The sequence below is a fragment of the Gorillibacterium massiliense genome (assembly GCF_000455485.1).
GTDB lineage: Bacteria > Bacillota > Bacilli > Paenibacillales > NBRC-103111 > Gorillibacterium > Gorillibacterium massiliense.
In genome coordinates this window covers 1-12,777 of the sequence record NZ_CBQR020000057.1, presented here as the reverse complement: position 1 = coordinate 12,777, position 12,777 = coordinate 1, and the positions used below count along the sequence as shown (strand labels likewise).

The 12,777-nt window shown below is 50.2% G+C and carries 12 protein-coding genes; 9 read left to right on the top strand and 3 right to left on the bottom strand.

The genetic code is table 11. The annotated features are described in order from the left end of the window. The first annotated feature begins 288 nt into the window (after positions 1-288). Positions 289-1,014 (top strand): CPBP family intramembrane glutamic endopeptidase, encoded by a 726-nt coding sequence (locus TJ79_RS05865; protein ID WP_040949372.1) that lies wholly within the window; start codon positions 289-291, stop codon positions 1,012-1,014. 251 nt (positions 1,015-1,265) lie between these two features. Beyond that, positions 1,266-3,218: a type I pullulanase gene (pulA, locus tag TJ79_RS05860; protein WP_040949371.1), complete on the top strand. Its 1,953-nt coding sequence runs from the start codon at positions 1,266-1,268 to the stop codon at positions 3,216-3,218. A gap of 18 nt (positions 3,219-3,236) precedes the next feature. Here pulA and yqeK read toward each other — a convergent pair whose 3' ends face one another. From yqeK to TJ79_RS05845, 3 genes are all read right to left on the bottom strand, one after another. Continuing rightward, positions 3,237-3,860, bottom strand: a complete 624-nt coding sequence (gene yqeK, locus TJ79_RS05855) for a bis(5'-nucleosyl)-tetraphosphatase (symmetrical) YqeK (protein WP_040949370.1) — start codon at positions 3,858-3,860, stop codon at positions 3,237-3,239. An 88-nt stretch (positions 3,861-3,948) separates the two neighbouring features. Then, the gene (locus TJ79_RS05850; RefSeq protein ID WP_040949369.1) at positions 3,949-4,545 is read right to left on the bottom strand and encodes a nitroreductase family protein; all 597 of its coding nucleotides are present in this window, start codon (positions 4,543-4,545) and stop codon (positions 3,949-3,951) included. A gap of 113 nt (positions 4,546-4,658) precedes the next feature. After that, entirely contained in the window at positions 4,659-5,543 is an 885-nt protein-coding gene (locus TJ79_RS05845; RefSeq protein WP_040949368.1) for a LysR family transcriptional regulator, read from the bottom strand. 341 nt (positions 5,544-5,884) lie between these two features. Here TJ79_RS05845 and leuC point away from each other — a divergent pair, with 341 nt between their 5' ends. The 7 genes from leuC to TJ79_RS26550 form a co-directional block, all read left to right on the top strand. After that, on the top strand, positions 5,885-7,288 hold the full coding sequence (gene leuC, locus TJ79_RS05840) for a 3-isopropylmalate dehydratase large subunit (protein WP_040949367.1): 1,404 nt from the start codon (positions 5,885-5,887) through the stop codon (positions 7,286-7,288). A gap of 22 nt (positions 7,289-7,310) precedes the next feature. After that, a complete protein-coding gene (gene leuD / locus TJ79_RS05835; RefSeq protein ID WP_040949366.1) occupies positions 7,311-7,910 on the top strand; it encodes a 3-isopropylmalate dehydratase small subunit in 600 nt (199 codons plus the stop codon). A 163-nt stretch (positions 7,911-8,073) separates the two neighbouring features. Then, entirely contained in the window at positions 8,074-9,105 is a 1,032-nt protein-coding gene (locus TJ79_RS05830; RefSeq protein WP_238322830.1) for an ArsR/SmtB family transcription factor, read from the top strand. A 49-nt stretch (positions 9,106-9,154) separates the two neighbouring features. Continuing rightward, positions 9,155-9,952, top strand: coding sequence for an ABC transporter permease (locus TJ79_RS05825; protein WP_040949364.1), 798 nt, complete (start codon positions 9,155-9,157; stop codon positions 9,950-9,952). A gap of 223 nt (positions 9,953-10,175) precedes the next feature. Further along, positions 10,176-11,186, top strand: coding sequence for an ABC transporter ATP-binding protein (locus TJ79_RS05820; protein WP_040949363.1), 1,011 nt, complete (start codon positions 10,176-10,178; stop codon positions 11,184-11,186). A 2-nt stretch (positions 11,187-11,188) separates the two neighbouring features. Further along, complete coding sequence (locus TJ79_RS05815) at positions 11,189-12,007, top strand: ABC transporter permease (protein ID WP_052339321.1); 819 nt, start codon at positions 11,189-11,191, stop codon at positions 12,005-12,007. Positions 12,008-12,225: 218 nt separating this feature from the next. Then, the coding region (locus TJ79_RS26550; RefSeq protein ID WP_238322828.1) for a copper amine oxidase N-terminal domain-containing protein at positions 12,226-12,777 on the top strand (552 nt) is incomplete at its 3' end.

Genomic DNA, 12,777 nt, shown 5'->3' with positions numbered 1-12,777 from the left:
ACAAGCTGTCACCGACTGAATACCGACGACAGCTTATAGGGTAGGTTTTTTTCTAGCTGTCCGCTAAATGGGGTCTTGACCACTAGCGTACGGGGCGTTTTGTTATGTTCTGATAGGCAAGCCATTAGCTCAAAGTAGCCCGAAGGCAGTATGTCGCGTGGATCTGTGTCCGCAAGGCGCAGCATTAATAGATATTTAACATGATCGAAAGTAAAAATATGGTAATATATCTATGTTTTCGACAAAGAAAAACAAATCGATTCCAAAGCGGCGAAATGGGGAGAAGCAATGGCGGAGTTCCATGAGAGGTTGACGCGCAAGCAATTAGTATTGGGGTTTATTTTAGTGATCGTCTATTATTTCAGCTTGATATCGCTTATCGTTCAACCGGTCATCCAATTGATCAATGGGATCGTCCCTCTGCAAAACGAAGACAAAAACCGGATCTCGTTCCTGCTATTTGCCGTTCTGTATGTGCTGGCGATTGCCGGTTTTGCTTCGTTTCTCAAGCAATCCTTTGCCTCGTTCAACCAGCAACGATTGCGTAACGCGTTATGGATCCTTGCAGGGGTTATAGCCATACTACTCGTCTCCAACATCCTTGTACCGATCCTCGTTTCCATATTCCATCAGGTGACGGAAGCAAGCAATCAAAATAAAATGAAGGACATTTTGCTCCAGTATCCGATTTTATTCGGACTATCCATCGCCGTTATTGGTCCGATTACGGAGGAACTGGTTTACCGGGTAATGATCTTCCGTTCCCTCCGGAAGCTAAATCGGCTACTTGCCTATGCGGTGTCTTCCTTGCTGTTTGGCTTCCAACATGTGTTTGAAGCGGTGGTCATGCAGCATAACTACTCCGAATTTTGGAACATGCCGGCTTATGTCGCGACCGGTTTGATATTAGCTTATCTATACGAAAAGAAACGAACAATTCTGGTGCCGATGGGAACGCATATCTTGAACAATACGGCCGGCTTGATCTTCGTTCTTGCTAGCGTGGGGGGATGATCGCCCAAAAGGCGGATCGCTGTCCATGGAGGTATATCCGAACGGCTTGCCATGGAATACTTTAGTAAGGAATGCATTTGAAAGGGGTTTATAAATATATCGCCGAATATCAAAAGCGGCCGGTATTTTTGTTACATCTATCACCGTTTGTTCATGTTAAGCCGATTATAGTTATAAACATCTATCTACAATACTTGACCCGCATAACCGGGCTCAGAATTGACCCTACTTTCGGATGGAGTGCATGAATAGTGGCGGTACAGCAAGCAATTGATTACGAAATTCATTACGGTGATCTGGAAGTCTCCGATGGGATATCCGTATTTTCTCCAGCATTTGATGACCGTTTTTACTATGACGGCGACGATCTTGGAATGACTTACTCAACAGAGGGTATGAGCTGTAAATTATGGGCTCCAACAGCTTGGGAAGCCAAACTCGTTCTTTATTCAACCTGGGATGGCGACCCGCAGCATGAGTTGGATATGACCCGCACCGATAAAGGATGCTGGCAAAGGGAAGTGGAGGGAGACTGGGAAGGCTGGTTCTATACGTACAAAGTTAAAATAGGTGATGCCTGGAACGAGGCAGCAGACCCGTACGCCAAAGCGGTTTGTATCAACGGAGAAAAAGGAGCGATCGTTGATCCCGCCAAAACCAACCCAAGCCGATGGACGCACGATAAACCGAAGCTGGATTCCGTCCTTGATGCGGTCATTTATGAAGGGCATATCCGGGATATGACAATCCACCCCGAAAGCGGCGTAAGGCATAAAGGAAAGTATCTCGGTCTGGCGGAAGCTGGCACTAAGGGGCCAATGGGAATTGAAACCGGATTAGATCATATTGTTCATTTGGGTGTTACCCATCTACAGTTGCTGCCTATCCATGATTTTTGTCCGATAAGCGTAGATGAACGATTCCCTGACGAACGCTACAACTGGGGTTACGATCCGCAAAACTACAACACGCCGGAAGGCTCTTACGCCCTTGATCCATATAATCCTTGCAGCCGAATCCGGGAACTGAAGGAACTCATTCAGACTCTCCATGATCATGGACTTCGGGTCATATTGGACGTGGTTTACAATCACGTTTATGACGGCTATCGCGTCAATTTCACGAAACTGGTGCCTGGCTATTATTTGCGGTATTTGGAGGACGGTAGTTTATCCGATGGCGCCCACTGCGGCAATGAATTCGCTTCTGAGCGAAAAATGGCACGGAAATTTATACTCGATACCGTGCTTTACTGGACGAAGGAATATCATGTAGACGGGTTTCGCTTTGATCTGATGGGTTTGACCGATGTGGAGACGATGCAGGAAATCCGCCGCAATCTCGATGCCATTGATCCAAGCATTTTATTGCTGGGTGAAGGTTGGTACATGGAAACGTCATTGCCAGCCGAAAAAAGAGCTAATCAGTTTCACGCAGGAATGATGCCCGGCATCGGCCAATTCAACGATAAACTACGCAATGCGGTGAAGGGGAATATTTTCAATCCGACCTCAGGAGGGTTTATCAGCGGCGAAGCAACGGAGACAGAACTGAAAAAAGGGATAACCGGAGCGATCTATTATAATGAATCGATTCACTCGTTCGCCCCGCAGCCGGATCAAGCCATCCATTATGTGGAATGCCACGATAACCATACGTTGTGGGATCGGCTTAAGTTGGTTCACCCCGACAAACCGGAGGAATGGCTGAACGCTTCACATCGCTTGGCTACTGCCATTGTCATAACCAGTCAAGGAATTCCGTTTATTCACGCCGGTCAAGAATTCATGCGGACCAAATTTGGCGAGGAGAATAGCTACAAGTCACCCGACTCCATTAACCGATTGGATTGGAACCGCTGCGCCATGCGGCAAAATGACGTGGAATACGTCCGGCAGCTGCTGATCTTGCGGAAATTGCACCCGGCCTTCCGGCTGCGAAACGCCGACGATATCCGTTCTCATCTACGTTTTGAAGAGGTTCCTCCAGGTTGCGTCGCCTTTACACTCATGGAACATGCCGGAGGAGACCCTGCTAAGCATCTTTATGTCATCTACCATTCCAACCGCAGCTTCACGGAGGTAACGCTGCCTCAACTTGGGGAGTGGCAGCTCGTGTTCGGCAGCGAGCATTTAGCCGATTGGGACCAGCAAACGCTAAACCTCAAGAATATCGGCATGGTTGTGTTGGAAGTTACGGAGTAACGTGAAGCGTATTTTCGCCTATAGCTTAAGCGATAATGCCAAATCTTCGTAAGCCTCCCTTGTCCATGGGTGGACGACTTTCATCTGTTCCCGATGACGGAAAAGATAATCGAGATAAGCATAGGAAGCATTTTGAATGCCAAGCTTTAGTGCCTGCGTAATCTCCGCTAAATAGGGAGGATTCCCGGATTGGTCCCACACAATCTTATCAGCAACGAAAAGGACGTGGTCCAAGAGGTTGGCCCGTTTTCTCAAGGTGGTATGACAGCCGATTGCAGCTAAAATATCCGGATTCTCAATGTCGAATAGGTCATGTGCCATCGCTTCGGAAAGTTTTTGATGGATAATCATCGGAAAGCTTTCCTCTTCCGTCAGCACCGGGAGACCGAGTTCATGCGCGGCAGCGATCCGGTTTTCAGAGGGAATAACAGCGCTGATATCATGCAAATAGCCGGCGATTTCCGCATCCTGCGGATTCGCTCCGAACCGAACGGCTAACCGTTTCGCTTCCTCGCCCACCATCAGGCAATGGGAAGCGGTGACTGGATGCCCATTATTCACCAGGAACCGTCGTGCATCCTCTCGCAAATCACCTGTACGGCATTCAAAAGCAAATTTAGAATAAAGTTTATTCGTTTGCATGGGCAACATCCTTCATTTTATTGTAATTAGCAAACACCATGAACATAAGGTATCAAAAAAGGATGGCTTAGCGCCACCCTTTCTTTGGTCATTTATGGATTTTCACTCTTTCCTCGATAGGCTGGAATGCTTTCTCGCCAGGTTCCGCTTCCGGCTTGCCGAAGGGCATTTGAGCGGTTAGCTTCCAAGAATCGGGGATCTTCCAAGTCGCTTTCACTTCGTTGTCGATCAGCGGGTTATAATGCTGAAGGGTAGCGCCGAGACCGGCTTCTGTAAGTGCTGTCCAGACTACGAGTTGAAGCATGCCGCTTGTTTGTTCCGACCAAACTGGGAAGTTGTCTTTGTAAAGGGCAAAGTCAGTCATCAGCTTCTCTACGACGGTTTGGTCCTCGAAAAATAAAACCGTACCATATCCGGCGCCGAAGGCCTTCATCTTTTGCTCCGTTGATGCAAAGTTATCGGCAGGTACGATCTTCCTTAGTGTTTCCGTGGTAATACTCCACAACTTATCGTGATGGCTTCCGAGAAGCAGGACAGCCCGCGAGCTCTGACAGTTGAAAGATGAAGGGGTGTATTTGACGGCATCCTTGACAATCTCAGCGATTTTATCATCGGGTAGAGTGGAAGTGCGGGAAATATTGTAGTAGGAGCGGCGTTTTTTCACGGCTTCCAAAAAAGCGGACATCCGGCGATATTCCTCCTTGTGGAAAAGTATGGTTTAGCGGTCCCTCAGGAATACGAAAGCCGCCTCCAGTATTGTTCCACAGTGGGTTAGTGCTATTCCGCCCTGGTGTTGTGTTACTTCACCACTTCCCGCGCCGTATCGATAAACGCTTCCGCCGCTTTCGAGAGGTACCGGCCTTTGCGCCTGGCAATCACGAGGGTGCGTTTGGGTCGTCCGATCAAGTTAAGCAGAGTCGGCATATAGGAGGAAACAACGGAACGAGCGATCATGGACGGGATAAATGCGATGCCCATGCCGGCGCCTACCAATGCCTGCACCGTTTCAATGTTGCTGCTTTCAAACACTACCGTCGGCTCAAAGCCCGCATTTCGGCACATCTCAATGGCAATCTGCCGGAACCCCTGGCCTTTTTTCAGCATGATAAAAGGTTCGTCCCGCAGCTCGGCTATGGCGATCTCCCGTTTTTCATGGGCTAACGGATGCGTAGGAGGGACGGCCAAACAGAGCTCCTCTTCAATCAGAGGCTCATACTCCAAGGATTCATCCACAAGGGGGAGGGTGAGCAAGCTGAGATCGGTCTGGCCGGAAGAGGTCAAGTTTTCCAGATTAAGCGTCGTTTCTTCAACCAACACCACCTCGATTCCCGGATGTTTTTTACGGAACTCCGGCAGGACCATGGGTAAAATCTGCGAGCCGGTAATGGGCAAACTGCCGATGACAAGCCGCCCCGAACGCATTTGCAGAAGATCCTCCATTTCTTTCTTTAACTGGGCTACCTGGTCGAGAATGAAGGAAGCTTTTTCCACGAAAACCGTACCGGCATGTGTAACTTCCACTGAATTAGTATTGCGTTGAAACAAGAGCAGGTTGATTTCCTTTTCCAGCTTGGATAGTTGCTGGCTGAGGGAGGGCTGTGCGATGTGCAGCTTCTCGGCGGCGCGGGAAAAATTACGGTCGGCGGCGATTTGTACGGCATATTGAAGTTGGCGCAGTTCCATTTGCGGTCTCCTTTTCGGCTTATCTTAAGATATCAGAAAGTAAAAACTTCGAAGCAGCGACTTCCTGATATCGCAAGAAAAACGACCTCTAAATGCGGTCTGTTTTATCTGAATGTACGTCGATAAACGTTTTCTTATTGTTGTTGCCTATAACACTTATAATGATTATATCTTAGTCTTATAGATAAAAAAATGATATGATGATACCAATTAAACATACATGCCGCTAGAACAGCATTAGCAAATGTATTATCGGCGAAGCCGCCTGAAGCTTAACCTATTTGGAAGTAGGTTATTTCAGGGCATTATGCAGGACGAAAAAAAGCATGAGGTGAAACGAAATGGCCAAAACGCTTTATGAAAAAATTTGGGAAAAACATGCGATTTATGAAGAACAGGGAAAACCAGGCATTTTGTATATTGACTTGCATCTCGTACACGAAGTAACGTCTCCGCAAGCATTTGACGGTTTGCGTATGGCCGGCCGCAAAGTGCGCCGTCCGGAATTGACCTTCGCGACGATGGATCACAACGTTCCGACGAAGGATCGCTTCAACATCACAGATCCGATTTCCCGGCAACAAATCGATACGCTCTCGAAAAACTGCGCTGAGTTCGGCGTCAAGCTTTTTGATCTTAACTCCATCGATCAGGGCGTCGTTCACGTTATGGGTCCGGAGCTGGGACTTACCTCTCCCGGTAAAACCATCGTTTGCGGCGACAGCCATACCGCAACCCACGGCGCTTTCGGCGCTCTTGCCTTTGGCATCGGCACTAGCGAAGTGGAGCACGTGATGGCAACCCAATGTCTGCAGCAAGCGAAGAGCAAGACGATGGAAGTCCGCGTCCTCGGAAAACGTAAACCGGGCGTTACGGCAAAAGACTTGATCTTGGGCATTATCGCACAGTACGGAACGGATTTCGGTACCGGTTATGTTTTTGAATATACCGGCGAAGCGATTCGCGGTCTTTCCATGGAAGAACGGATGACCGTGTGTAACATGTCCATTGAAGCCGGCGCACGGGCAGGCCTCATTGCTCCCGATGAGATCACCTTCGACTATCTGCGCGGACGCGAATATGCGCCTCAAGGAGAAGCCTTTGATCGCGCGGTAGCTGAATGGAAAACCTTCGTAACGGATGAAGGCGCTGTTTATGATCGTGTCGTTGAATTCGACGCCGATGCTCTGGTTCCGCAAGTAACCTGGGGAACGAGCCCGGGTATGGGCACAAGTATCGATGCACTCGTGCCGGATCCAAAGAGCTTCGCAACGGAAAACGAACGCAAAGCGGCTGAAAAAGCCCTCGAATACATGGGACTCACCCCAGGAACCCCGATGACCGATCTCAACGTGGATGTCGTCTTTATTGGTTCCTGCACCAACGGACGGATCGAAGACCTGCGGGCAGCGGCAGCCGTTGCTAAAGGCCACAAAGTATCTCCCAGCGTTCAAGCCATGGTCGTGCCGGGCTCAGGCCGCGTGAAACTGCAAGCGGAAAAGGAAGGCTTGGACAAAATTTTCACGGATGCTGGCTTTGAATGGAGAGAAGCAGGCTGCAGCATGTGTCTGGCGATGAATCCTGACGTGTTGACCCCCGGACAACGCTGCGCTTCCACATCGAACCGCAATTTTGAAGGACGCCAAGGCCGCGGTGGCCGGACCCATCTCGTCTCTCCGGAAATGGCTGCAGCTGCAGCAGTAACCGGACATTTCATTGACGTGCGGAATTGGCAGTTCAATTAAGGTAGAGGAAGGGGATCTCACGATGGAAGCTTTCAAACAACTGAACGGGCTCGTAGCGCCTGTTGACCGTGTTAATGTCGATACCGATGCAATTATACCTAAACAATTCCTGAAAAGAATCGAACGGACAGGTTTCGGACAATTTCTCTTTTTCGAGTGGAGATGGGACGAAGCCGGCAACGTGATTCCGGAATTCAACCTGAACAAGCCTCGTTATCAAGGGGCGTCGGTCTTGTTGTCCCGCGCCAATTTTGGCTGCGGCTCCTCCCGGGAGCATGCGCCTTGGGCGATTCTTGACTATGGCTTCAAAGTGGTTATTGCACCGTCTTTTGCGGACATTTTCTATAACAACTGCTTCAAAAACGGCATTCTGCCGATCAGACTGTCGGAAGAGCAAGTGGAGGATTTGTTCCAACGCACCGCAGCAAACGAGGGCTACACCTTGAATGTTGATCTGGAAAACAAAACGATTTCCGATTCCCTCGGCTTGAACATTTCTTTCGATCTGGACGAGCACCGCAGACAGTTCCTGCTGCTCGGTTTGGACGACATCGGGCTGACCCTCCAACATGAAGAGGCTATTGCGGCATATGAAGCGAGACGAAAAGCAGAAGCCGTTTAAAGGATAAAAATACCGTTAGACCTGCACACCCTTTGGGTGAGGCAGGTCTCTTTTTTTGTCGCTTCTCCTTATTGACAAATTTTGCAGGGGCCTTTATAGTATGGAACACTATTCGCGAAAGTGTATTTTGATTAACCAAACGGTTAATCAAAATGGAAAGAAGATGAGCTCAATGTTAACGATTAATCGGAAACTAAAAACCATCGTCAGCCCGTTTCATGAACTGATTTGCAGCTTGCACGTCCTTTACCGGCCAGAGCACCATCCCAATCGGTTGCAATGGGCACAAGAGCTGAGGGAAAAGCTACCTCAACCGCTCAAGGAAGCAGTGAACCGGATCGGAAATTTGTCTGACGGATGGACACCGCTCCTGGATTATACTGATTTTCGCGGGGAGCCCGTCCCTTGCTTGGAAGGAATCGAAGGACTAAAGAAGCTTCCTGACGCCGAGCTGGCGTATTTTCTGCTGAATGGAAAATGGCCGCTCAGCGCCATCATAACCAAGCTGGAGAAGCGGGGAAAAGCATCGGGGAACGGAGCTGATACGGATTTGCTAGAACTGGACCATTTCCAGGAGGCGCGGCAGCTGCTCTTCACAACTCTGGAGACCTATGAACGGGATTATTTTCGTCGGGAATGGGAATATATCGAGCCTTGGTTGAACGCATCCGCGATGCATTTTCAAGAGATGGCCGCGGTCAATCCGGAAAAAGCGCTGAATACACTCCATCCCCGGCTGCGAGCCGAAAACGGCGCTCTGTCTGCGCAAAAGGCATCGACTTATTATTTTCCCTACGAGCGGATGCAGCATGTTTACGTGTTTCCATCCACCTTCATCTTTCCACATCTGCTGATAAGTTGGACGGAAACGGCCCTCTGTCTACCCCTGAGCGTCGATACGCCCTGGCTGCCTTTTAGTGAGGAACCGCCCAAAGACTTGCTGAACCAACTGAAAGCGCTTGGTGACGAAACCCGGTTACGGTTGATGAAGCTGCTATGGACCGGCCCTCATTGTACGAAGCAGCTTGCTCCGGTACTGGGGATATCGGAAGCGGCGGTATCCAAGCAGTTGAAACTACTGAACGAAGCCGGATTTACTCGTGCGGAACGCAAAGGGAGCTACATCTTTTACTCCGCTAACAAGGAAGCCATGGATCATTTGCTTCTCCTGCAAAGGCAATACCTTGAGCAATAAAGGGGCGCTAAGACATGCATTTTATCTTGTTGGAAAAGGAGCTCCCATTGTGTGGAATATCGCAATCGCAACGATAAAGAGGAATCAACAGTCCAATTTGCGGGCGTATCCCTGGACCTTTACCCTTGGCCATATTCTAGATGGGGCTTATCTGGTCCTGGTCTCGTATTTTTCCTATACGTACCTCATTCGGGGCGAAGTGGATTCAACCTTCGCCGCCTATACAGGAACCGGCGATTATTTAACTTTCGTAATCATCGGCGGGCTGCTGAACGTTTTCTCTGTAAGTATGATGATGAATGTGTCGCGGGCGCTGATCACCGAATGGCGGGAAGGAACGCTGGAGGCGCTACTGCTTTCGCCTTCAAGCCGGAACGGCTACTTTATCGGCAATGCCGTGCAGCAGCTTTACCGCAGCGGCTTTGAGCTCATCGTAGTGGTATCCGTTGGGCTATTGGCCGGATTGCGGCTCGGTTCTGTCCACCTGCCTTCGGTATTGCTAGGCGCGGCACTCTATCTGCTGGCCTGCTACGCTATGGCATTAGTACTGGGCAGCATCATGCTCTATACCCGGGATACGTTTTTTGTGCAAAACACATTATTTGCCATAACCGCATTGCTCTGCGGTTTTCAATTTCCCCGAGAGTATTTACCGGGTTTTCTGCAAGCAGCCGGAGAGCTATTTCCACTTACTGGATCTCTGCAGCTACTGCGGAATGCCCTGCTTATCGGGGAGAGAACGAACATCAAGATGGTCCTGCCGATCCTATCCCTTTGCGCCGTTTACATCGCTATTGGGATGTGGAGCAACCGGAGGATTGAACGGAAGATGTTCGAGCGGTTCTAAATAAGTTGAACAAAAGAAAGGGATGAAGGAGTGGAGAAACCGATTGTTCTGGAAAAGCGTCAGCGGTCGCCTTTGCGATCAGATTCCTACCTTATATGGAGTTGTCTGATCATGGAATCTGAGAGCAACAGCGATTGGAAGAACAATCAGGTTTTGCAGGGACGGAATCCTTACAATCTTTCGTTCAACTTATATAGCTCAAGAGAAGGAGGGGAGCTACGGCATGATCGAGATGAAAGATGTAACCAAGATATACCGGTCGAAAAACAGACGGAGCTTTCTCCGGTCCGAAACACGGGAGGTGACGGCCGTTCAGAATTTGACGCTCTCCATCGCACCTGGGGAAATCGTCGGGCTCCTCGGTCTTAACGGTGCTGGGAAGACCACGACGATCCGCATGTTGTCCACCCTGTTGGAACCGACTTTCGGCAGCATCGAGGTGGACGGAGCGCTTATGGATAAAAACCGACAGGAGATCCAGATGAAGATAAATATGATCGCCGGAGGCGAACGGATGCTCTACTGGCGGTTGACCGGCAGGCAAAATCTGATCTATTTCGGAAAACTGTACGGGTTGAGCGCCGAACGGCTGGAACGGGATACCGAGCGGCTACTGGCTGAGGTGGGATTGGCGGAGGCGGCGGATCGGCCGGTGGAACAGTATTCCAAAGGCATGAAGCAGCGTTTGCAGATCGCCCGGGGTCTCATCAACGACCCCGCCTACCTGTTTCTTGATGAACCGACCTTGGGCCTGGATGCCCCCATCGCCCGGCATTTGCGCAGTATGGTAAGCAGACTCGCCCGGGAAGCGGGGAAGGGCATTCTGCTCACCAGCCATTATTTGCAAGAGGTGGAAGAGCTGTGTGACCGTGTCTATGTCCTCGACAATGGCCGTCTGCTGCTTTGCGACAAGCCGGAGACGATCGTCAGTCAAGTTGCCGGCGCTCAGACGGCTCATCTGGAGGTTGCCGGTTGGAATGACATGCTCCGCCCGGAGCTAGCGCGGCACCTGAATGGTCTGACAATCTCATCGGCACTTGTGGATGCGGAAAAAGTAGAGTCGGCTGAAATGGACAAAGCCGGGACTTACCGACTTTCGATAAAGACGCCAGCTGCCGATAAGCTGATTGCGGAGCTGCTACCCTGGGCGCTGGAGCACGATCTTGCCGTTACCGGATTCGCCACTGAAAAGCCGAATCTGGAAGACGCCATCATCAAGCTTTCGGAGGGATGAAGATGAAAGGGAGTGCCATTTGGCCAGCGATGTTGGCCGAGGTAAGAAAGCAGCATCAGAGCCGGACCAAGGGGAAGATGGTCTTCTTCTCCATGCTCTTATGGCCGGCTCTTGCCTTTCTGTCTTCTTATTACATGATGAAACCCTACAAAACAGATGAGGGTTCCGTGCTCTCCCGGGTCATACCCGATGGCGGAGTGCCGTTATTCCTGCTCAGCGGGTATCTGGTGTTTCAACTGTTCTGGACGGTGGTGCAATCCGCTTGGTTGTTTGAAATGGAGCGCAAGGACGGCACTCTGGAAATCGTTTTTCTCGCGCCATCCTCAAAAATGGCATTTCTTTACGGCCGCTCGTTGTATTCTCTCTTCCACGGAATTTGGATGTTTGCCCTGTTTTCTCTGCTGATGTTTCTCTTCATTCTCGATCCCCGGGCCGTCAACTGGCCGGCTCTTCTCATGGCGCTTCTGGTCATTCTGATCTCCGCCGTCGTTTGGGGAGCGCTGCTGTGTTCCCTTGCCCTCTTTTCGCGGGATTCGGGGCTGCTTTATTACGTGTTTCAAGCCCCCATGGAACTGTTTGGCGGAGTGCGTATTCCGCCTGCGGTGTTTCCCGCCTGGGCTTCGGCGCTCTCGTTTATCTTTCCGGTTACATATGGCCTGGTTCTGGTGCGAGGAGCGCTGGACAATGATATCGGCGGAGGCTGGTGGCTGGCCCTGGCTGTGCTCGCAGCAGCTACGATCATCCTTGCCGCTTGTACTCGCTATTTGTTGATGATTGCCGAACGGCACGCCCGGTCGAAGGGGAATTGGACGCTGTTCTGAAAAATAAGCCAAGCATATAAAGTTCACAATTGTCGAAATGACAAAAAGTAGCAATATACCCATGAAAACCCCTGTTGAAACAGAATTTTCTGACAACAGGGGATTTTTTTCGCAACTTTTGGACAGGCATCTGCGTCTAATTTGTCGTGATTCCATTTCAATAGAGGTGAATGATGAAAAAGCTCGTTTGTTGCCTGTTGCCCCTACTTCTATTCGTCATGATGCTTCCTCAGTTGTCTCATGCCGCAAGCTCAAGCCCTTCCAGCACCGCAGCCGTTCAGTCTACCCCAGGCTTTTCAACTATCGTGGTGAATGGAAAGAAGCTTAGCATCCTGTATCCGATCGTAAATGGTTCTACTATGGTGCCGATTTACGTAATTACGGAGGACATCGGTGCTAAAGTGACATGGAACAATGTGGAGAAGAAGGCAACAGTCATCAAGGACAACGTCACGATCCAGCTTGTTCTCAACAAATCGACGGCAACTGTCAACAACAAGTCCGTCAAGCTGGACAACCCTCCGATCATTATTGGAGACCGGATGTTGGTCCCGATCAAGTTTGTCGCGACCAATTTCGGCTACAATGTTGGATGGATTCCGTCAACTCGCACCGCTATTTTGACTCCGGAAAGCTTTGCGACACCAACGCCAACGGCAAAGCCAACGCCGACGCCAACGGCAAAGCCAACGCCGACGCCAACGGCAAAGCCAACACCAACGCCAACGGCAAAACCGACGCCGACGCCAACAGCGACACCGACGCCGACG